Annotated in this window: 23 protein-coding genes; 16 read left to right on the forward strand and 7 right to left on the reverse strand. The window is 67.2% G+C overall.

Annotation, left to right across the window (positions count from 1 at the left end):
- Positions 1–355: 355 nt before the first annotated feature.
- A complete protein-coding gene (locus tag ACQP2T_RS56955; protein WP_433513041.1) occupies positions 356–1,345 on the reverse strand; it encodes a LacI family DNA-binding transcriptional regulator in 990 nt (329 codons plus the stop codon).
- A gap of 164 nt (positions 1,346–1,509) precedes the next feature.
- Here ACQP2T_RS56955 and ACQP2T_RS56960 point away from each other — a divergent pair, with 164 nt between their 5' ends.
- From ACQP2T_RS56960 to ACQP2T_RS56980, 5 genes are all read left to right on the forward strand, one after another.
- A complete protein-coding gene (locus ACQP2T_RS56960) occupies positions 1,510–2,811 on the forward strand; it encodes an ABC transporter substrate-binding protein (RefSeq protein ID WP_433513042.1) in 1,302 nt (433 codons plus the stop codon).
- Positions 2,808–3,689 carry a carbohydrate ABC transporter permease gene (locus ACQP2T_RS56965; protein ID WP_433513043.1) on the forward strand — a complete coding sequence of 294 codons (882 nt, stop codon included), beginning with the start codon at positions 2,808–2,810 and terminating at the stop codon, positions 3,687–3,689. The genes ACQP2T_RS56960 and ACQP2T_RS56965 overlap by 4 nt, the downstream gene beginning before the upstream one ends.
- Complete coding sequence (locus ACQP2T_RS56970; protein WP_433513044.1) at positions 3,689–4,540, forward strand: carbohydrate ABC transporter permease; 852 nt, start codon at positions 3,689–3,691, stop codon at positions 4,538–4,540. The genes ACQP2T_RS56965 and ACQP2T_RS56970 overlap by 1 nt, the downstream gene beginning before the upstream one ends.
- A 17-nt stretch (positions 4,541–4,557) precedes the next feature.
- Entirely contained in the window at positions 4,558–6,507 is a 1,950-nt protein-coding gene (locus ACQP2T_RS56975) for a beta-galactosidase (protein ID WP_433513045.1), read from the forward strand.
- A 129-nt stretch (positions 6,508–6,636) separates the two neighbouring features.
- Positions 6,637–7,011, forward strand: coding sequence for a hypothetical protein (locus ACQP2T_RS56980; protein ID WP_433513046.1), 375 nt, complete (start codon positions 6,637–6,639; stop codon positions 7,009–7,011).
- Here the strand turns inward: ACQP2T_RS56980 and ACQP2T_RS56985 are convergent, their stop codons facing one another.
- On the reverse strand, positions 7,012–7,956 hold the full coding sequence (locus ACQP2T_RS56985; RefSeq protein ID WP_433513047.1) for a DNA polymerase domain-containing protein: 945 nt from the start codon (positions 7,954–7,956) through the stop codon (positions 7,012–7,014).
- 165 nt (positions 7,957–8,121) lie between these two features.
- On the opposite strand from ACQP2T_RS56985, the gene ACQP2T_RS56990 reads away from it, so the two are divergent.
- The 4 genes from ACQP2T_RS56990 to ACQP2T_RS57005 are packed head-to-tail and all read left to right on the forward strand — an operon-like array spanning position 8,122 to position 11,644.
- Complete coding sequence (locus tag ACQP2T_RS56990; protein WP_433513048.1) at positions 8,122–9,399, forward strand: ABC transporter substrate-binding protein; 1,278 nt, start codon at positions 8,122–8,124, stop codon at positions 9,397–9,399.
- Positions 9,366–10,277 carry a carbohydrate ABC transporter permease gene (locus ACQP2T_RS56995; protein WP_433519972.1) on the forward strand — a complete coding sequence of 304 codons (912 nt, stop codon included), beginning with the start codon at positions 9,366–9,368 and terminating at the stop codon, positions 10,275–10,277. The genes ACQP2T_RS56990 and ACQP2T_RS56995 overlap by 34 nt, the downstream gene beginning before the upstream one ends.
- Positions 10,267–11,097 (forward strand): carbohydrate ABC transporter permease, encoded by an 831-nt coding sequence (locus ACQP2T_RS57000; protein WP_433513049.1) that lies wholly within the window; start codon positions 10,267–10,269, stop codon positions 11,095–11,097. The genes ACQP2T_RS56995 and ACQP2T_RS57000 overlap by 11 nt, the downstream gene beginning before the upstream one ends.
- A gap of 19 nt (positions 11,098–11,116) precedes the next feature.
- Positions 11,117–11,644 carry a GNAT family N-acetyltransferase gene (locus tag ACQP2T_RS57005; protein ID WP_433513050.1) on the forward strand — a complete coding sequence of 176 codons (528 nt, stop codon included), beginning with the start codon at positions 11,117–11,119 and terminating at the stop codon, positions 11,642–11,644.
- On the opposite strand, the gene ACQP2T_RS57010 is transcribed toward ACQP2T_RS57005, so the two are convergent.
- From ACQP2T_RS57010 to ACQP2T_RS57020, 3 genes are read right to left on the reverse strand one after another with little or no spacing between them, the layout of a single operon-like run.
- Positions 11,641–12,399, reverse strand: coding sequence for a methyltransferase domain-containing protein (locus tag ACQP2T_RS57010; protein ID WP_433513051.1), 759 nt, complete (start codon positions 12,397–12,399; stop codon positions 11,641–11,643). The two genes, ACQP2T_RS57005 and ACQP2T_RS57010, sit on opposite strands and share 4 nt — an antisense overlap.
- Positions 12,396–13,010, reverse strand: a complete 615-nt coding sequence (locus tag ACQP2T_RS57015) for a GNAT family N-acetyltransferase (RefSeq protein ID WP_433513052.1) — start codon at positions 13,008–13,010, stop codon at positions 12,396–12,398. Before ACQP2T_RS57015 ends, ACQP2T_RS57010 begins: the two co-directional genes overlap by 4 nt.
- Before the next feature lie 51 nt (positions 13,011–13,061).
- Positions 13,062–13,886, reverse strand: a complete 825-nt coding sequence (locus ACQP2T_RS57020) for a Uma2 family endonuclease (protein ID WP_433513053.1) — start codon at positions 13,884–13,886, stop codon at positions 13,062–13,064.
- A 284-nt stretch (positions 13,887–14,170) separates the two neighbouring features.
- Here ACQP2T_RS57020 and ACQP2T_RS57025 point away from each other — a divergent pair, with 284 nt between their 5' ends.
- From ACQP2T_RS57025 to ACQP2T_RS57040, 4 genes are all read left to right on the forward strand, one after another.
- Complete coding sequence (locus ACQP2T_RS57025; RefSeq protein ID WP_433513054.1) at positions 14,171–15,442, forward strand: MFS transporter; 1,272 nt, start codon at positions 14,171–14,173, stop codon at positions 15,440–15,442.
- A gap of 48 nt (positions 15,443–15,490) precedes the next feature.
- On the forward strand, positions 15,491–15,934 hold the full coding sequence (locus ACQP2T_RS57030; protein ID WP_433519973.1) for an AAA family ATPase: 444 nt from the start codon (positions 15,491–15,493) through the stop codon (positions 15,932–15,934).
- A gap of 22 nt (positions 15,935–15,956) precedes the next feature.
- Positions 15,957–16,523 carry a dienelactone hydrolase family protein gene (locus tag ACQP2T_RS57035; protein ID WP_433513055.1) on the forward strand — a complete coding sequence of 189 codons (567 nt, stop codon included), beginning with the start codon at positions 15,957–15,959 and terminating at the stop codon, positions 16,521–16,523.
- Between the two features lie 142 nt (positions 16,524–16,665).
- Complete coding sequence (locus ACQP2T_RS57040; protein ID WP_433513056.1) at positions 16,666–17,679, forward strand: hypothetical protein; 1,014 nt, start codon at positions 16,666–16,668, stop codon at positions 17,677–17,679.
- 54 nt (positions 17,680–17,733) lie between these two features.
- On the opposite strand, the gene ACQP2T_RS57045 is transcribed toward ACQP2T_RS57040, so the two are convergent.
- Positions 17,734–18,018, reverse strand: coding sequence for a hypothetical protein (locus ACQP2T_RS57045; protein WP_433513057.1), 285 nt, complete (start codon positions 18,016–18,018; stop codon positions 17,734–17,736).
- A gap of 40 nt (positions 18,019–18,058) precedes the next feature.
- Here ACQP2T_RS57045 and ACQP2T_RS57050 point away from each other — a divergent pair, with 40 nt between their 5' ends.
- Together ACQP2T_RS57050 and ACQP2T_RS57055 are read left to right on the forward strand one after the other, a co-directional pair.
- The gene (locus tag ACQP2T_RS57050; RefSeq protein ID WP_433513058.1) at positions 18,059–18,277 is read left to right on the forward strand and encodes a hypothetical protein; all 219 of its coding nucleotides are present in this window, start codon (positions 18,059–18,061) and stop codon (positions 18,275–18,277) included.
- A 140-nt stretch (positions 18,278–18,417) separates the two neighbouring features.
- Positions 18,418–18,774, forward strand: a complete 357-nt coding sequence (locus tag ACQP2T_RS57055; protein ID WP_433513059.1) for a hypothetical protein — start codon at positions 18,418–18,420, stop codon at positions 18,772–18,774.
- A gap of 57 nt (positions 18,775–18,831) precedes the next feature.
- On the opposite strand, the gene ACQP2T_RS57060 is transcribed toward ACQP2T_RS57055, so the two are convergent.
- Positions 18,832–19,455 (reverse strand): DJ-1/PfpI family protein, encoded by a 624-nt coding sequence (locus ACQP2T_RS57060; RefSeq protein WP_433513060.1) that lies wholly within the window; start codon positions 19,453–19,455, stop codon positions 18,832–18,834.
- Between the two features lie 105 nt (positions 19,456–19,560).
- On the opposite strand from ACQP2T_RS57060, the gene ACQP2T_RS57065 reads away from it, so the two are divergent.
- Positions 19,561–20,448 carry an amidohydrolase family protein gene (locus ACQP2T_RS57065; protein ID WP_433513061.1) on the forward strand — a complete coding sequence of 296 codons (888 nt, stop codon included), beginning with the start codon at positions 19,561–19,563 and terminating at the stop codon, positions 20,446–20,448.
- The last annotated feature ends 7 nt before the right edge of the window (positions 20,449–20,455 follow it).

Here is a 20,455-nt window from a genome sequence, read left to right on the forward strand (position 1 = left end):
CCTCCGCGCTGACGAGGTCAGATTCCGCCTAAGAGACTGAGTTACTCACCTGCCGACACGATGCCCACGGGGCAGGAGATGCTGGCGCCGCCGATTTCACAGTACCTACAGATATTGCGGGTGCTACTACTCACCAACAAAATCACCGTTTCAACTGGCCAACCCAGCGAAGCGTGATTGGAAGGCGGTCCGAGCGCAGCGAGGCCCTTCAGGAGGCGGGCGTCAGCCCGCCTGGGAGGACGTCCGGAGCGTAGCGGAGGGCCTTTGTGGGCGGGTGGGCATGAGACGGCCAACCACCGAATCGGGTGACGGGTGGGAAAAGAACGCCCGGAGCGAAGCGAAGGCCCTTTTGAGCCTAGGCCGAGTCTCGGACGATCAGGCTGGTGGGTAGGGCGATCGAGTCGACTCGCTCCGCGCCGTCAATGAGTGCCAGCAGCAGCCGTACCGTCTCCCTGGCCACATCCCCCAGCGGCTGCCGCACCGTCGTCAGCGGCGGATGGGTGGAGATCGCCACCGACGAGTCGTCGAAGCCGCCCACCGCCACGTCCTCAGGCACCCGCCGCCCCGCCGCCCGCAGCGTGTGCAGGGCCCCCGAAGCCATCACGTCCGAGGCCGCGAAGACCGCGTCCAGGTCGGGTACGCGTTCCAGCAGCCGGGCCATGGCCGCCTCGCCGCTGGCGTGGGTCCAGTCGCCGTGTTCGATCAGTTTCTTGGACGCCTTCCGGCCGAGGACGTCGGCGAAGCCTTCGAGGCGCTGGATGCCGCCCGGCGTGTCCATCGGGCCGGTGATCATGGCGATCTTCTTGCGGCCGCGTGAGACCAGGTATTCGGCCATCTGGCGGGCTCCGCCCCGTTCGTCGCAGGCCGCGTACGGGATCACCGTCTCCCTGCCGATGACGGCGCCGCAGGAGACCACCGGAATCTCGGCACCGTGGAGCGTGTCGACCAGGGGGTCGCCGGCGTGGGTGGACAGGAGGAAGACGCCGTCGGCGTGGCCGCCCCGTACGTAGCGGAGGACCTGTTCGCGCTCCCTGTCGTCGCCGGCGATCATCATGACCAGCGACAGGTCGCGTTCGCCGAGGCGGCGGATCGCGGTGCGGATGGTGGTGGTGTAGTTGGGGTCCTCGAAGGGGGGTTCGGACAGGACCATGACGACCGATCCGGCGCGCTGTCTGACCAGGTTGCGGGCGTTGCGGTTGACGACGTAGCCGGTCTCGGCGATGGCGCGTTCGATGGCGATCCGGGCCGCGGGGCTCACATAACGGTCGCCGTTCAGGACCCGCGAGACGGTGCCGCGTGAGATCCCGGCCGCCGCGGCCACGTCATGGATGGTCGGCCTTTTCACGGGTTCAGCATCTCACGGCCCAAGGCCGACAAACTGTGAACGTGCACACACCTTTTTGGGCCGTTTAACGACCACGTAACGAAGGGTTGACAGGGAAGATGGCCAGACCCACGCTGTGAACGTTCACAGACGCCCTCCGTGCTCAGGTTGAGGTGCCCATGCACATGAACAGGCTTGCCGCTGTCGCCGCGGCCGTCACCCTCGTGGCCGGCTGCTCCAGCGGTGGTGCTCAGCAGAGCGCCGCCCCGTCGAGCTCCACCGCACAGAAGGCCCAGAAGGTCGCCCTGACCTACTGGAACTGGGTGCCCGGCATGGACAAGGTCGTCGCGGTCTGGAACAAGGCGCATCCCGACATCCAGGTCACCTCCAGCACCCAGGCGGGCGGGGACGACTCGGCCACCAAGTTCCTCACCGCCGCCAAGGCCGGGAACCCGCCGGATCTCGTCCAGGCGGAGTACCAGGCGCTGCCGTCGTTCGTGGCGGCCGAGGCGGTGGCGGACATCAAGACGGCGGCGGATCCGGTGAAGGCGCAGTTCAGCGAGGGCATCTGGGGGCTGGTCACGCTCGGCACCGACGCGGTCTACGGCATCCCGCAGGACAGCGGCCCGATGCTGCTCTACTACCGCGAAGACCTGTTCAAGAAGTACGGCATAGCCGTACCGAAGACCTGGCAGGAGTACGCCGACGCGGCCAGGACCGTGCACGCGAAGGACCCGAAGGTGTACCTCGGCACGTTCTCCAGCAAAGACCCGGGCTCCTTCGCGGGCCTGGCCCAGCAGGCGGGCGGGCAGTGGTGGTCGATCAGCGGCGAGGCGTGGAAGGTCGCCATCAACGACGAGCCCAGCAAGAAGCTCGCCGACTACTGGGGCGGCCTGGTCAAAGAGGGCGTCATCGACAACATGCCCTACTTCACCCCCGAGTGGAACAAGGCTCTGAACGACGGCAAGCTCCTGACCTGGCCGTCGGCCATCTGGGCGCCCGGCCCGCTGTCGACCAACGCGCCCAAGTCCAAGGGCAAGTGGGCGATCGCGCAGCTGCCGCAGTGGAACGCCGGCGAGAACTTCAGCGGCTTCTGGGGCGGCTCGGCCGTCTCCGTGTCAGCGGGTTCCAAGAACAAGGAGGCCGCCGCCACCTTCGCCACGTGGCTCAACAGCGATCCTGAAGCGCTCGCCCTGCTGGTGAAGGAGGGCTCCGTCTATCCCGCCGCGACCAAGGGCGCCGACCTGCTCTCCGAGCCGCCCGCGTACTTCTCCAACATCCCCGACTTCTGGAAGCAGGCGGCCGGGTTCGGCGCGGGAGCGCGCGGCTTCACCTTCGGCCCGAACGTCAACGTGGCCTACAACGCCTTCAAGGACGCCTTCGACAAGGCCGCGCTGAACAAGACCTCCTTCAGCGGCGCTCTCCAGAGCGTCCAGGACGCCACGGTCGCGGACATGACCAAGTCCGGCTTCAAGCTCGCCCAATGACCACAAGGAAAAGCTGGGCGCCGTACCTGTTCCTGACCCCGGCCGTCACCCTGTTCGCCCTGTTCCTGGCCCTGCCGATCGGCTACACCGTCTACCTCAGCCTGCGCCGGACCAAGGTGTCGGGGCTCGGGCTCGGCAAGGGGTCGAAGCGGGAGATCTTCGTGGGCCTCGACAACTACGCCGCCGCCATCGGCGACGGCGAGTTGTGGACCGGCTGGCTGCGGGTGCTCGGCTACGGCCTGCTGGTCCTGGTCGTGATGCTGGGGCTGGCGCTGGTGTTCGCGCTGATGCTGGACGCGGCCAGGGTACGGCTGGCGCGCTTCTCCCGGATCGCGATCTTCCTGCCGTTCGCGGTGCCGGGCGTGGCCGCCAGCCTGATGTGGGGCTTCCTCTACTTGCCGAGCGTCAGCCCGATCAGCGAGCTGTTCGGGGTCGCGCCGCTGAGCCAGAGCGCGGTCGTGTACTCGATGGCCAACGTGGCGGTCTGGGGCGGCACGGGCTTCAACATGCTGGTGCTCTACACGAACCTGCGGGCTGTGCCCCAAGACCTCTATCAGGCGGCGCGCATCGACGGCGCGTCCGAGCTGCAGATCGCGCTGCGGGTCAAGATCCCGATCCTGGCTCCGGCGATCATCCTGGTCACCGTCTTCTCGGTCATCGCCACGATCCAGGTGTTCACCGAGCCCACCGCGCTCCGGCCGCTCACGAACACGATCAGCTCGACCTGGAGTCCCCTGATGAAGATCTACCGGGACGCCTTCGTGACCGGTGACCTGTATTCGGCGGCGGCCACGGCCGTAGTGATCGCCGGAATCTCGCTGGTGCTGTCGTTCGGGTTCCTGCGCGTGGTGAAGAACCGCGCGTTCGGGGAGACCTGATGGCCCGCTCCACTTCTGCGTACGGACCGCTCGGGCTGGTCCCGACCGGCGTTCTGCTGGTCGGCGCGGTGTACTGCCTGTTCCCTGTGAGCTGGGTGGTGATCGCCGCCACGAAGACGTCCGGCGAGCTGTTCTCGACCTCGACGTTCTCCCCCGGCACCGGGTTCTTCCAGAACCTGGCCGATCTCGCCGCCTATCGGGACGGGGTGTTCTGGCTGTGGATGCTCAACACCCTGCTGTACGCGGGGGGCGGGGCGCTGCTGTCGACCGCCGTGTCCGCGGTGTCGGGCTACACGCTGGCCAAGTATCGCTTCGCCGGCCGGAACCTGATCTTCAACATCCTGATCGGCGGCATCCTGGTGCCCGCGGTGGTGCTGGCGATCCCGCAATATCTGCTGTTCGCCAAGGTCGGGCTGGCGGACACGTACTGGTCGGTTCTGCTGCCGCAGATCCTGCATCCGTACAGCATCTATCTGGCCCGCGTGTACGCCGGCGCTGCCATTCCCGACTCGCTGCTCGAAGCCGGGCGCATCGACGGGGCCTCGCACTGGACGCTGCTGACCCGGGTGGCGTTGCCGCTGATGGGGCCGGGGATGGTGACCATCTTCCTGTTTCAGTTCGTGGCGATCTGGAATAACTTCCTGCTGCCGTTCATCATGCTCGGCGACGACGGCAAGTTCCCGCTGACGGTCGGGCTCTACACGATGCTGGCCGCCGGGGCCAACCATCCGAGTCTCTACAACCTCATCCTCACCGGGACGTTTCTGGCACTCATTCCGCTGATCGCGCTCTTTCTCACGATGCAGCGGTTCTGGCGCACCGACCTCAGCAGCGGCGCCGTCAAGGCATGAAAAACGGGGGGACTTACATGATCGAGGGCATCGCGTTCGGCGGGGACTACAACCCGGAACAGTGGCCGCTGGAGGTGCAGGAGGAGGACGTACGGCTGATGCGGCAAGCCGGGGTGAACCTGGTCAGCCTGGGCATCTTCGCGTGGGTGCTGATGGAGCCCGCCGAGGGCGTGTACGAGTTCGGCTGGCTCGACACCATCATCGACCGCCTGCACAGCGCGGGCATCTCGGTGAACCTGGGCACCCCGACCACGGTGCCGCCCGCCTGGTTCGCCAGAAAGTATCCCGACGCCTCCCCCATGACCCGCGAGGGCCTGCGCGTCGGCGCGGGCGCGCGCGAGACCGCCTGCTCCAGCCACCCGGCGTTCCGCGCGGCCAGCGCGCGACTGGCCGAGCGGCTGGTGGCCCGCTACGGCGAGCATCCCGCCGTGGTGATGTGGCATGTGCACAACGAGTACGGGGCGCCGCTCGGCGAGTGCTACTGCGAGTCGAGCGTGGCCGCCTGGCGCGACTGGCTCCGGCACCGGTACGAGAGCCTCGACGCGCTCAACACCTCCTGGGGCACCGCCTTCTGGGGCCAGCACTACGGCGAATGGGAAGAGATCGACGCGCCCCGGTGGAGTCATACCGTGGTCAACCCGGCGCAGCGCCTCGACTACGCCCGTTTCGCCAACGAGGAGCACCTGTCGCACTACCGGCTGCAGCGCGACATCCTGCGCCGGAGCGGCAAACCGGTCACCACCAACTTCGCGGGCACGGTCAACTGCAAGTCGATGGACCTGTGGCGATGGGCCCCCGAGCTGGACGTCATCGCCAACGACCACTACCTGAACGGCGAGCAGCCCGACAACCACATCCAGCTCGCCATGTCGGCCGACCTGAGCCGCTCCCTGGCCGGCGGCGGGCCGTGGCTGCTCATGGAGCACTCGACGAGCGCGATCAGCTGGCAGCCGCGCGGCATCGCCAAGCGGCCCGGTGAGATGCGCCGCAACAGCCTCGCCCACGTCGCCAGGGGCTCGGACTCGGTGCTGTTCTTCCAGTGGCGGGCCTCGCGGTACGGCGCCGAGAAGTGGCACTCGGCGATGATCCCGCACGCGGGGACCGACTCGCAGATCTGGCGCGACGTCGTCTCGCTCGGCGCCGACGTGCGCCGGCTGGCCCCGGTCAAGGGCGAGCGGGTCACGAGCGAGGTGGCGATGGTCTGGGACTGGGAGTCGTACTGGGCGCTGGAGCTGGAGTGGCGGCCCTCGGGCGACCTGCGCTTCCGCGAACGCGTGGACGCCTTCTACGAGGCGCTCTGGCGGGAGCACGTCACGGTGGACTTCGTCCACCCTTCCGCCGATATTTCGGGATACAGGCTGGTTGTTGTGCCGAGCTCGTACCTGCTCGCCGAAGGCTCGGCCAAGAACCTGCAGCGCTATGTCGAGGCGGGCGGCCACCTGCTCGTCTCGTACTTCTCCGGCATCGTCGACGAGAACGACACCGTCCACGCGGGCGCCTACCCCGGCGCGCTGCGCGAGGTGCTCGGGCTGTCGGTCGAGGAGTTCCACCCGCTGCGCGAGCTGGAGACCGTGACGCTCACCGGCGGCGCCACCGGCCGGATCTGGTCCGAGCGGGTCCGCCTCGAACGCGCGGCGGCTGTGCGGCACTTCACCGACGGCCCCGACGCCGGGCATCCCGCCATGACCGCCAACGCGTTCGGCGGCGGCACGGCGAGCTACCTGGCCGCCGCGCTCGGCGGCGACGACCTGCGCGCCCTGCTGGGCGAGGTGCTCGACCGCGCGGGCGTCTCCCGGCCGCGCGACCTGCCCGACACCCTGGAGCTGGTACGGCGCGGCGCCTGCGTCTTCCTCATCAACCACGGCGACGCGCCTGTCACAGTGCCCGGCCTGACCGGCACGGACCTGCTGACCGGCGGCCCGTTCACGGGCGAGGTCCCCGCAGGCGGGGTGGCGGTCGTGCGGTGAGGACTCTAGGCGCCGCGCCACGTCGCGCGGCGGGTCGTTCGGTGGCGATCGGGCGCTGAGGACCGTCCGCCGGGCGCCAGGTTGATCAAAGTCGGCCCCGCCGAGGTTGATCAGCATTAGAGTCCTGGCGTGATCGCCCCCTCCCCGTCCTTCAGCCGGACGACTTCGCCGAGCGGTACGACCGTCGCGTTGGTCTCCGTCCTCGCCGTCGTCATCTGGCTGGCGGGCTTCGTCGCCTGGATGGCCGTGTCGCTCCTCGGGGACAAGGCGTGCGAACTCGGCGCGCTGACCTATGACCAGACCGCGGAATGCGACGCGGCCAGCACGTGGGGCACGATCACCCTCTCGACCTGGCTGCTCGCGCCGATCGGCTGCGCGGTGCTGCTCGCCCTGCTCACGGCCATTCCCGAGCGGCACACGGGCGCTCGCCAGGCCGCCCTGTACGCCGTGCCGCTCGTGCCACTGCTGGTGATCGCGGAAGCGGCGTTCGCGTACACCCTGTGATCAACCCTCTCTTCTGGCCTTCGCCCGGCGCTTGCCCTCGTGCATCGCCTGGACGCGGGCGATCGGGATCGTGTGCCCCTCCTCGACCAGGTCCGCGGGCAGCCGCTGCGGCTCCGGCATGAGCTCCGCCCAGGGATCGCCGTCGGCGAGCAGCCGCGCGGCGGTGTGGACGGTGAAGTCGGACGGCACGACCCGGTCAAGGTCCTCCCACGCCACCGGGAACGAGACCGGCGTACCCGGACGAATGCGCGGGCTGTAGGCGGCCGCCACCGTCGCCCCACCCGCCCGGGTCGAGTCGAGGAACACCTTGCCCTCGCGGTCCTCACGGATGAACGCCGTGGTGGCCAGCGCCGGGTCGACGCGCTCGGCGCGCGCGGCGAGGGCTCGGGTGGCCGCGGCCAGGTCGTCCATCGCGGTCCCCTCCACCACGGGCACGAAGACGTGCAGCCCCTTCGCCCCGCTGGTCTTCACCGCTCCGGCCAGCCCCGTGTCGTCGAGGGCCTGGCGTACCAGCCGGGCGGCCTGGACGACCTGCGGGAACGCGTCCCCTTCCGGCGGGTCGAGGTCGAGCACGAGATGGGTGGGATGCTCGCCGCGGAACAGCGCCGGGTGGTATTCGACCGCCCGCTGGTTGGCGAACCAGAGCAGGGTCCTGCGGTCGTCGCACAGGGCGTAGGACACCTGCCGGTGTGACGCCTCGGCCCAGACGGAGATCGTACGGATCCAGTCGGGGGCGTACTTGGGCACGTTCTTCTGCATGAACGGCGCCTGGCCGGGCCGTACGCGGATCACCGACAGCGCGCGGTCCCGCAGGACCGGGATGATGCGGTCGCGTACCGCGTCCAGGTAGTCGACCAGATCCCGTTTGGTCGCGTTCGATCCGTCGAACAGCGGCTGGTCGAGATTGGTCAGCGACACTCCGTCCCGCGTCTCATCGCTGGTCACCCGGTTCACGATGCCGAGATCCGGACGTGAGGTCAACTTTCCGCCCAACACGGGTGGGGCTGGTTTTACGGGGGAAACAACCCACTGCAAACGATTGACGTCCCGTAGCCCTTTCATTACCGTCCTAAGTTAAATATTGCCTGGGTGTTACGAACGGACGTGGCCATGAGCGATCTGAGCCGACGTGGATTCCTGCAGGTCGGTGTGGCCGCCGGGGCGTTAGCCCTGACGGGCTGCGCGGGTGGCGGCGGCGGATCGGGCGGGGCGGCCAGCATGCAGTTCGCCTGGTGGGGCAGCACCGCCAGGCACAACGCCACCCAGCAGGCCCTCGCGGCGTTCCGTAAGAAGCGGCCCGGTGTCCAGGTCAGGACACAGTTCTCCGGCTGGGACGGCTACTGGGAGAAGCTGGCCACGCAGACCGCCGGCGGCAACGCCCCCGACGTGATCCAGATGGACTACTCCTACATCGGGGAGTACGCCCGGCGTGGCAGCCTGCTCGACCTGGGTCCATACCTCGGCAAGGGCTTGGACCTGTCCGGCTTCGCGAAGGACGTCGTCGACGCCGGGAAGATCGACGGCAAGCAGTACGGCGTCAACTTCGGCATCAACTCCATGGCCCTCATCTGGAACAGAACGCTGGCCAAGGAGATCGGCGTCGAGGTGCCCGAGACCTTCACCTGGCCGGAGTTCGGCGAACTGTCCAAGAAGATCGCCGAGAAGGCGCCCAAGGGCGTCTACGCCAGCGAGGACGGCGCCCAGGACGGCGGCGCGTTCGAGAACTGGCTGCTGGAGCGCGGCAAGATGTTCTTCACCGCCGACGGCAAGCTCGCCTACGACGAGAAGGACCTCACCGAGTGGTTCACGTTCTGGGACGGGCTACGCAAGGCGGGCGCGGCGGCCCCGCCCGACGTGCAGGCGACGGCCTTGGGCGATGTGCAGAACAGCCTGGTCGCCACCCGCAAGGCGGTGATGGACTGGGCCTGGTCCAACCAGCTCACCGCCTACATGAGCGTCACCAAGGACGACATAGCGGTCCACGCCTTCCCCACCGGGGACAAGCCTGGCCAGTACTACAAGCCGTCCATGCTGCTCACGGTCAGCTCGGCCACCAAACGGCCACAGGACGCCATCGCGCTGGTCAACGCGCTGGTCAGCGACGTGGATGTGGCCACGCCGCTCGGCTCGGAGCGCGGCGTACCGCCTTCTTCGGCGATCCGGGCGGCGCTGGAGCCGAAGGCGTCGCCGTCGGAGAAGCTCGTGTACGCCTACATCGAGTCGCTCTCCGACAAGGTCGGCCCCTTGCCGCCTCCGCAGCCGCTCGGCGCGGGCGAACTGCACAACAAGGTGCTCATGAACATCAACCAGCAGGTGGGCTTCGGGAAGCTGTCCGTCGCTGAGGGGGTGTCCCGATTCTTCGACGAAGCGCGCCGCGTACTGAAATAACGGCCAAGAGGAGAGAAGGGCGGTCGGCGTACCTCTTCCTGTTGCCGTGGTTCGCGGGGCTGCTCCTGCTGACCGGCGGGCCGATCCTGGCCTCGCTGTTCCTCTCGTTCACCGACTTCGACCTGCTCACGACGCCGTCGTGGGTGGGTCTGGACAACTACGCGCGGATCATGGACGATCCACACTTCGGCAACGCGGTGCGGGTCACGATGATCTACGTGGTCGCCTCGGTGCCGCTTTCGGGCGGTTTCGCCCTGCTCGTGGCGGTGCTGCTGAACCGGCCCATGCGCGGGGTGGGCGTGTACCGCGCGGCCTACTACCTGCCGTCGCTGCTGGGCGGCAGCGTGGCGGTCGCCATCCTGTGGCGGCAGATCTTCGGGCCGGACGGGCTGGTCAACGACGTGCTGTCGGCCTTCGGGATCGTCGGGCCGAGCTGGATCTCCACGCCTCAGTACGCCATCTACACCCTGGTGGCGCTGCACATCTGGCAGTTCGGCTCGCCCATGCTGATCTTCCTGGCCGGCCTCAAGCAGATCCCGGCCGAGCTGTACGACGCCGCGGCGGTCGACGGGGCCGGCAAGGTGCGGGCCTTCTTCCGGATCACGCTGCCCATGCTCAGCCCGATCATCTTCTTCAACCTGGTGCTGCAGACGGTCAACGCGTTCAAGGCGTTCACCCCGGCGTTCATCCTCAGCGGCGGGACGGGCGGCCCCGCGGACTCCACGCTCTTCTACACGCTCTACATCTACCAGGAGGGGTTCGGGAACTTCCGCATGGGCTACGCCTCGGCCCTGGCCTGGATCCTGCTCCTCGTGACCGCGGTCTTCACCGCGGTGGCCTTCCGTTCGTCGAGGTACTGGGTGCACTATGCCGACTAGGTCACGCTGGGCCGTTCACGTGCTGATCGTCGTGGGCGCGCTGGCCATGCTCTACCCGTTGTTCTGGATGATCAGCTCGTCGTTCAAGCCCAACGACGAGATCTTCGCCGATCCCGGCCTGGTGCCCCAAACCGTCGTCACGGACAACTACACCGAGGGCTGGAACGCCCTCGGCGTGCCGTTCACCGGCTTCTTCGCCAATTCGTTCATCGTGGCGACGGCGGCCGTCGTCGGTAACGTCATGTCGTGCTCGATGGCGGCCTACGCGTTCGCCAGGCTGTCGTTCCGGTTCAAGGGCGTCTGGTTCGGCGTCATGCTCGGGTCGATCATGCTGCCGATCCACGTGCTGATCGTGCCGCAGTACACCCTGTTCAAAGCGCTGGGGTGGGTCGACACGTTCCTGCCGCTGATCGTGCCGAAGTTCCTGGCCGTGGACGGATTCTTCGTCTTCCTGATGGTGCAGTTCATCCGGTCGCTGCCCAGGGAGCTCGACGACGCGGCCAGGATCGACGGCTGCGGGCCGATCCAGGTGTACTGGCGGATCATCCTGCCCCTGTCGAGTCCCGCGCTGATCACCACCGCGATCTTCACCTTCATCTGGACCTGGGACGACTTCTTCAGCCAGCTCGTCTACCTGAGCGACGTCTCGACGTACACGGTGCCGCTGGCGCTGCGGGCCTTCCTCGACTCCAGCAGCGGCTCCACGTGGGGGCCCATGCTGGCCATGGCCGTATTGTCGCTCGTGCCGATCCTGGGCTTCTTCCTCATCTTCCAGCGACGCATCACCGAGGGCATCTCCACGACCGGCCTCAAGGGCTGACGGGTGGCATGATGCGGGAATGGTGATAGTTCCCGAACTTCCGGCAGGCGAGAGGCTCCTGCTTCGCCCATGGCGGCTGGACGACGTCGTGGCGGTGCAGGAGGCTTCCGAAGACGCCTACATCCCCCTGGTCACCAGCGTGCCACCGAATTACTCGGCCGCCGAGGGCATCGCCTTCATCCAACGTCAGTGGAGCAAGGCCGCCGACGGGATCGGCTACTCCTTCGCGATCGCTCACCTGGGCGATGACCGAGCCGTGGGTCAGATCGGATTGTGGCCGGGTCTGCAGGGGCGGGCTTCGGTGGGTTACTGGGTGGCGAAGTCGGCCCGCGGCCAAGGCGTCGCCGGCACCGCCCTGCGGGCCATCTCGTCGTGGGGCTTGGAGCGGCTGCGGATTCCACGACTGCAGTTGCACGTGGAGCCGTGGAACACGCCGTCCTGGAAGGCCGCCGAGGGAGCGGGATTCCTCCGAGAAGGGCTCCTGCGCAGCTGGCAGGAGGTGGGCGGTGAACGTCGCGACATGTACCTGTACTCGAAGCTCCTTTAGGGGTGCTCGGCTTCGATGAGGAAGCGGTGATCGCGGGCGGTGAAAGCGCCCTGGGCGCAGATGCGCTCATGGAGCGCGCGTAGCCGCTGGTCATAACGGTTGAGGTCGAAGTCTCGGACCTGCCATGGAACCGCGCGCAATTGGAAGACGACAGCGCCGATGTCGTGAAAGACGTAGTCGACCATCTCCTCGCGGGCGTCCAGCACCCGCAGCCCGGCGTCGCGGAGCCGATCGACCGCGACTTCCAATGTCCAGCTCGCCGGATCGATCGGAGGCGGTGCGCCCAGGGCGTCATTCAGCTCCAACCCATTACAGCTGCCTACTTGCTGGGTGAGCAGCCGCCCATTCGGGACGAGAACGCGCGCGATCTCGGCGGCGTTCAGCGCGCCGTGCCTGTTGAGCACCAGGTCGAAGGTGGCCTCGCGGACGGGAATCCGATCGGCGGCAGCGCCCAATACCGCCACCCGCGACGCTCTCAGCCGCTTGCCGGCGATGGGGATGTTGGGCAGCCAGCCCTCCATGGCGACCGTGTGCCGGGGAAGCGGAGACAGCGAAGCGAGCAGCTCACCTCCGCCGGTGTCCATGTCGAGCAGTCGCCGCGCCGTTGGAAGGAGCGACGAGGCTCGCTCGGCGTACACCCACGACGGTTGTCCACCGCTCGTCCGCCCGCTCAGCCAGCCGAAGTCCCACCCGCTGAGGGATGCCTGTACGGCCTGCTCGACAAGCCGCTCATAGCTCGATGGGCTGTTCCTCAACGCGCAGGCTGGGTCGGATGCGGCTCGCTGGGAACCATGCCGGCCATGGCGTTGGTGATGACCCACCGTTCGTGATCCCGCCAGGCGCCGTCGATGAAGAGCAGCTCCGGTGAGCAACCCTCGCTGCGGAACCCGTGGCGTTGGACCAGCTTCAGGGAGGCCTGATTGCCGGGCTGGATCTGGGCTTCCAGCCGGTGGAGGCGCAGTTCCTCGAACGCGTAACGCATCGCCAGGCGGAGCCCTTCGGACATGTACCCCTGACCGGCGGTGGGGGCGAAAGCCGCATAGCCGAGGGAGGCGGTCTGGGCGCGCCCGCGGATGATGCTGTTGATGTTGATGTTGCCCGCCATGGCACCGGTGTCGCGCAAGCAGACCACCAGGCCTTCGGCCAGCAGCGGGTCGGTGAACTTTCCGAGAAAGGCGTGGAAATCCGGCGGCGTGGTGGGCAGGGACATGTACGGGCCGAACAGGTCGGCACTGGCCCTGACCAGCTCGGTGAACTCGTCCTGATCATCGACGGTCATCCGGCGCAAGGTCACGCGACCGGAATCTCCCCCAAAGCCGGTCAGAATGCTCTGATCGGTGCGTTCGGCGCCATCGTTCTGAATCACAGCCCACAGGCTAGCTTCTCTAGCACCCACGTGGTTCGGCCATTGCGGCGTTCAGGGAGCGGTCAGTACGAGGAACGGGACGGTCACCCTGATGGGTAGTTCGAGCTCGAGCTCCGTCTGATGCACCCGATGAAGCCTGTACTCGGAGGCCACGGCATCGAGATGGAACTCCTTCACTTCGACGATCTCGTACTTCTCGTCGAGCATGACGAGAAGGTAGAGCGGAATGCCGGCGGCGGCATACTGCGTGCGTTTATCCGTGAGATCTTCCCGCACGGTCCCAGGTGAGGAGACCTCGACGACGGCCAGGACCTGGGACGCATCCGGCTTCTGACCAGGGTCGTCCAGGCATCTGTAGACCACTACGTCCGGACGTCGGAAGGTGAATTTGGGAACCCGCCAGAGCACCACGTCGATGTCGGTCTCAACGCTCAAACATGGCCCACTGATCGGCCGGGCGGCTTCCATCGAGCCGGCCAGACGACGCGCGATGCGGTTGTGCTGCGGGGCAGGCGACTCGCACTTGATCACATGCCCATGCACTATTTCGATGTTCCTGGCGATGTCCTCGGGCAACGCTCGATACTCTGCTTCGCCAATGACTTCGGGAAGCGACTCGTACCATGAAGGTGTTGCCATGCCGGTCTCCCTCGCTTGGGGCTGACGTCGAAACTCGGCCAACTGGAAGACGTGGAGCGGATACGGGAATCGAACCCGTGCTGTCGGCTTGGGCACCGCACCAATCACGGTCACCGTACCACCAGGCGCCTGGCCAGCGACGCGACCCTCATTCTCTTGACCGATGAGCCGCACCACTAATCCCTGCGATAATCGGCGCGCGGCGAGCGTGCCGCCCCCGGCCGAGCGCCAGGTCATCAAATTGCCTTGTCCGCCGTATGGGCCGACGGCTAGTCTCGAGCAGCCAATGATCCTTCGAGGAGCTGAGATGCCCGGTCGACCGAGCACGCGCTGACGTTCTAGGTCACTTCCCGACCTGTCACCGCGTGCTGCACTCCAACTGCGGCACAGCGCACCTTCCTGCCCAGATCCTGCGGGACGGGCACCCTTCTCAGCGACTCAAGGACCCCTGTGCCGTACGTTTCCCTTGCCGTGCTCGCGTCCCCTGCCGTGCTCGCGCGCTCGCCCATGCGAGGCCGCCGATGACGGGACCCGCCCCGACTCCGCCCAGCGTGTGGCGAGAGGGTGACTTCCGTCGGCTCTGGATCGGCCAGACCACTTCCCAACTGGGAACTCAGGCCGCCCAGGTCATCCTGCCGCTCATCGCCGTCGTCGCCCTCAGCGCCGACACCGAGCAGGTCGGCGTCCTCCGCGCCGTCCAGCAGGCACCGATCCTGCTGCTCTCGCTCTTCGCCGGCGCCGGGGTGGACCGCCGACGCTCCACCGACGTGATGGTGCTGGCCGACGTCGGCCGTACCGTGGTGCTGGCCGTCGTCCCGGTCCTCTACCTCCTCGGCATGCTCGACATCCCACTGCTCGTCCTGGTCGCCTTCCTCGTCGGTGCCCTCACCGTGTACTTCGACGTGGCCTACCAGACCTCCCTCGTACGACTGGTGAAACGCGACCAGCTCACCCAGGGCACCAGCGCGCTCGAAGCCAGCAGATCCGCCACGCAGATCGCCGGCCCCGCGATCGGCGGCGCGCTGGTGTCGCTCGTCACCGCGCCGATCGCCATTCTGGCGAGCGCCTTCTTCCTCACCCTGTCCGTCCTGTCGATCCGGCGGATCCGTCGGCCCGAGTCGATGCCCAGGCCGGCCGCAGGGCAGGCGCGCGTGTGGCGGCAGATCCACGAGGGTCTGCGCCTCGTCGTCAACGACGCCTCATTGCGGGCGGTAGGGATCGCCTCGGCCCTCTTCCAGTTCTCCTTCGCCGCCGTGATGACCATCTATCTGCTCTTCTTGCCACGTACGCTGCATCTGTCGGGCGCCGCCGTCGGGCTCGTACTGGCGGCGATGGGGCCGGGCGCGCTGGTGGGTTCCCTGCTGTCGGCCAGGTTGCCGAGGCGGTACGGGTATGGCGCCGTACTGGTGTCCGCCGCAGTGCTCGCCGATGGCGTGATGCTGTGCGTCCCCGCGCTGCGCGGCTCCTCCGCGGTCACGATCGGCGCGCTGATGGCGGTCAACTTCCTGTTCGGCGTCTTCAGCCAGGTGGTCGACGTCACCGTCGTGACAGTACGCCAGGCCATCACCCCGATCCCGATCCAGGGGCGAGTCGTCGCGACACTCAACTTCGTCGGCATGGGCCTGACCCCGCTCGGGTCACTTCTCGGCGGCTATCTGGCCGGCGCGCTGGGACTGCGAACGAGCCTGCTGCTGACCGCTGTCGCTCTGGCCCTGTCTCCGGTGTTCATGGCTCTGTCTCCGCTCGCCCGCCTGGGGAAGCATCTCCCTGATCCAGCAGGCGGCTCCGGCTGATTCAGGGGCACGTAGATTGATGCCATGCCGAGGGTCTTGATCACAGGAATGTCGGGAGCCGGCAAATCGACCGCCCTTCAGATATTGAGCTCACGAGGGCACCGGGTTGTGGATACGGACTACGGCCTGTGGAGCCACTGGGTCACCCTCCCGGACGGGTCATCGGACTGGATATGGCATGAGGAGGCCATGTCCGCCCTGCTCGCCGGCCACGAGAAGGGCGGCTTGTTCGTGGCAGGTTGTAAGAGCAACCAGGCGAAGTTCTACCCGTGGTTCGACCACGTCGTGTTACTGAGCGCCCCGGCTGAGGTGCTACTGGCCCGGGTCATGGCGCGGACCAGCAATCCGTACGGCAAACAGCCGGAGGAGCGAGAGGAAATCCTGGAGAACATTCGCGTTGTCGAGCCACTGCTGCGAGCCACTTCGACCATGGAAATCGACGCGTCCGCTCCGATGGAGCAGGTCGTACGGCAGCTTGAGGGGCTTGCCTAGCGGGGCGACAGAGAATGGCGGGATGGCTCACATCGTTTTGCTGCATTCCGTGTACGGGCTGCGCGCCGTCGAACGCGCCGCCGCTGAGCGTTTTCGTGCCGCCGGCCACGAAGTGGTCACCGCCGACCTGTACGAAGGCCAGGTCGCCACGACGATCGACCATGGGTTCACCCTGATGAATCGGATCGGCTGGAAGGTCATCGTGGAGCGAGCCCGCGACGCGGTCCGGAAGATGCCCGCGAGCACGGTCCTCGCCGGCGTCTCGATGGGCGCCGGGGTGGTCGGGGAACTACTTCCCGACCGGCCCGACACGGCCGGTGTGCTGCTTCTGCACGGCATCACGGGGATTCCCGCGTCAGCGCGGGCCGGCCTTCCCGTGCAGCTGCACGTCGCCGATCCGGATGAGTTCGCGCTTCCCGCCGCTGTCGTCGCATGGGAGAAGGCCGCCATGGACGCGGGATCCGTCGTGGAGGTCTTCACCTATCCGGGAGTCGGGCACTTCTACACGGACGCGAGCCTGCGTGATCATGACGAAGAAGCGGCCGAGCTCGCCTGGCAGCGAAGCTTGGCCTTCCTCCACCGTCTGTGAGTCGCGGGGAGACTTGTGACCAGGAAGATGGCAAAGTTGCCGAACCAGTGGTCCAGCGGCTTCGATGAGCCCCGTGTCCCGTCCGTACCCCATAACCGCACGCCGGCGTTGGCCCGCCCTTCGCACGATCATGATCACCTCGATGATCATGATCCTCGGCCCGCTCACGCTGACCGGCTGCACCCGATCGGACGAGCCACCGTCGCTGCCGCCGAACAGCGTCTACGACCACGAAGCAGCGGGCGAGAACTCACGAGCCGAACCCGTCCCGGCCAACGGTACGGCCGGATCCGTCACTCGGCCGTTGACGCAGACCGGCTGGTTCTGTGCGCAGGTCCGGACCAATGCGGACGGTCGCGCCCTGTGGTGCCGGATCGGTCACCGAGACCAGACCGACACGGTCCACCCGCAAGTGGCGCAGTTCCTGCTTGACCACGACGACCGTCTCGCTTGGGCATGGTTCCCGCCCGCCGAGCAGTCGGCGAACCGTGAGACAGCTGCTCAGGTCACCACCGCCGCGGTACCGGCGCTGACCGCGATCTGGCCCGACACCGGCGAGCGCGTACGCCAGGAGATCGACGACTTCGATCGCGACCTCATGGACCGGCCGGTCGACGACCTCCCTCCGACCGCGTGGCGGGACACGCATGCGGACTACCGCTATTCCGGACTCGACGGACTCATCGTCACCGCCCGCGACAACCCCGTGCGGCGCTGGCCGTTCGGCGCCGAGCACTACGCGACCACGATGAGCTCGGCCGTGGACGATCTTCGGGCCGGTGGTTACGACTGCTTCTATCCGCCCCAGCAGAACTGCAATCGCCCACAGTCGAACGGCTACTTCCGCGTCACCCTCCATGACGATCAGATCGTCTCGGTACGGTTCGGCATCGGCAGCCGGATCGAGGCAGGGCGGCAACGGCATCTGCTCAAGGAGGAGTTCCCGCACGGCCTCGCCTTCCTCACCGAGGCGGTTCGCGGGCCGGTCACCGAGCGCATCGAGCAGTCCCGGCGATCCGGCACCGGCTTCGCCGGCATCGTGGCCGGGACGGTCGTGATCATCGACGCGGATCGGGGGGCGGCCGACGGAGACGATCTCGTGGCGTACTTCAACATCCAGATCGGCGCACCACTGGCCGCGACCCTGCCCATCTGATCATCCAGATCGAAGCGACGCCGGCCTGCCTAGAACCTGGATCACGGAAGGCCTTCAGCCTTTTGCCAGGCTGATGCGCCAGCGTGTCGCGCCTGCCGCACAGAGTGTGGCACCACCGGCTGTCATAAGGACGATCGCTGGAATATTCACAAGATTCCGAATGTCGTCGCATCCGGCCGTCATGGATTCTTCAGAGAACTCTGGAAGAGACTCATCCTGCGCAAGTCCCACGAAAGCCGACCCGCATTTCTCTCCCCCCGAGGTGACCGGAAGGATACCTGTGAGAATGCCGGAGCCGACCATAAGTAACCCAGCGAATACCAGCGCCTTGGCATTCATTCAGAAGCTCCCCCATTGTGTCGAGTGATCGCGATGAATCATGCCATGCCGCGACGCGGTGAGCCGGGAGGTCGCCGAGGAGACCGGCTACGACGCGGTGGTCGAACGCCTGCTGGGCGTGGACTCAAGGGTGATCATCGCCGACGTCGCTTGTCGGCGTCGATCCTCGCTCGTCGACATCGGCCTCGCCCTGGCGCAGACCGTTCCGGCGACCGGCCACGTCGCTCCCGTCCCGGTCGGCGGTCTGATCCAGCATTGAGGGGTGTCGCGGACCGCGCTCGAGCGATCGTGCGGTTCCTACCGACTCACGGCGGATCTCATCCAGCGCGCCGCTCGAGGCGAATGGTGATCAAGCCAGCCGCCGTACCGGCGGAGGTCCGAGTCGAAGGGGGTAAGACCGTGAAAAGCCTCAAGTTCATCAGTGTGATCTTGAGCGCATTGACCGCGCTCCTGTTCCTGCCTGTCAGCCCGGCCGGCGCGGCCGTCAACACAGTCTGCGCCGGAAGCCTGCCCACCGGCTGGGTCAAGACGAACGACTTCTGGGATCCGACGCGCTGCGGAAATCCGTCAAGGATCACCTACAACGTGTGGAACATCGCGTCCTACTATGACCAGCCCGTCGGCACGATCATGACCGTCTGCTCCAACCAGCTGCCCGTCGGCTGGGTCACCATCAACACCCAGTGGGACCCGACGAGCTGCGGCCACCCGTCCCGGATCTCCCAGAACATGTGGACCATCCAGCGCCTCTCCTGACGGCGTTCTCGCCATTGACCGGCCCCGGACGCCCGTACGTTCGGGGCCGAACCCCCTTCAGCGGATTCCACGAGCGAGCAGGTCTTTGGCGGCCTGAGGCGCCTTCGCCGGTGAGCCCGCGTCGAAGGGCGGTTGGGGGTCGTACTCGATGGCGAGTTGCACAGCCTCTGCGGTTGTCTGGTCAGCGATGCGCGCCACAAGCGCCAGCGCCATATCGATACCGGAGGAGACGCCGGCGGCGGTCACGATCTTGCCGTGGAACACGACTCTTTCGGGGGTGTAGGTCGCGCCGAACGACTCCAGCACGTCGACAGCTCCCCAATGAGTCGTCGCAGGCAGCCCGTGGAGCAGTCCGGCGGCGGCGAGCAACAACGAGCCGGTGCACACCGAGGTCGTCCAGGAACTTCCCTCGTGCATGCGGCCGATCCAGTCCAGAAGCGGGCGGTTGTTCAACTGCTCCCTGCTACCCGGGCCTCCAGGCACCACGAGCACGTCGCATGAGTCAACCTCGGCGAACGTGACGTCGGCGGTGATGGCCAGCCACTTCGGCACGTCCCGGATGGGCCCGGACGCCGCGGCCACGAAGACGATCTCAACATCGGGAAGGAACTTCAGCACCTCGTACGGGCCGACCGCGTCCAACGCTGTGAACCGATCGAACAACGGTATGGCGATACGCACCGTTACTCCTTTCGTCTGAAGAGCCGCCTATGGCCCTGCCCTCAGCACGGCGATGGCTTCTCATTGTGCATAGAGTCGTCGTCTTCGACAGAAAGGCGGTGCCGGGTGAGTTCCACCGACGAGGAGGCCGGTGAGGTCCGCCGCTTCTGGGCCGGACTCGGCCTTCCCGGGCTGATCGACGTCCATACCCATTTCATGCCCGAGCGTGTCCTGCACAAGGTCTGGGACTACTTCGACGGTACCGGGCCGCTGATCGGTGGGCTGAAGTGGCCGATCACCTACCGGAAGCAGGAGGCGGAGCGGACGGCTCTGCTGCGGGAGTTCGGGGTCCGGGCCTTCACCGCGATGCTCTATCCCCACAAGCCCGGCATGGCCAGGTGGCTGAACGAATGGGCGGCCGATTTCGCCCGCCGTACCCCCGACTGCCTGCACACCGCCACCCTCTACCCCGAGCCGGACGTCGAGACATACGTCCGCGAGGCTGTCGAATCAGGGGCACGCGTGTTCAAGGCTCATGTGCAGGTGGGCGCGTACGATCCGGCCGACGAACGTCTCCAGCGGGCATGGGCGCTGCTGGCCGAGGCCCGCATCCCCGTGGTGATGCACTGCGGCTCCGGGCCCGCGCCCGGCAAGCACACCGGCCCCGAGCCCATCGCGCGGGTGCTGGCGCACCATCCGAAGCTGCGGCTGATCGTCGCGCACATGGGCATGCCCGAGTACGAGGAGTTCCTCGACCTCGCCGAACGGTACGACCAGGTACGGCTGGACACGACGATGGCGTTCACCGACTTCACCGAAGAATTCATGCCGTTCCCCCGCAAAGCCCTGCCGCGGCTCACCGCACTTGGCGACCGCGTCCTGCTCGGCTCCGACTTTCCCAACCTCCCCTACCCCTACCTGCACCAGCTCCACGCCCTGGAACGACTGGGACTCGGACCGGACTGGCTGCGGGCCGTATGTCATGACAACGCGGCGACCCTGTTCGGCCTGTAGCACTGTT

The organism is Nonomuraea sp. CA-143628 (genome assembly GCF_050942315.1).
In the GTDB taxonomy this organism is placed as follows: Bacteria; Actinomycetota; Actinomycetes; order Streptosporangiales; family Streptosporangiaceae; genus Nonomuraea.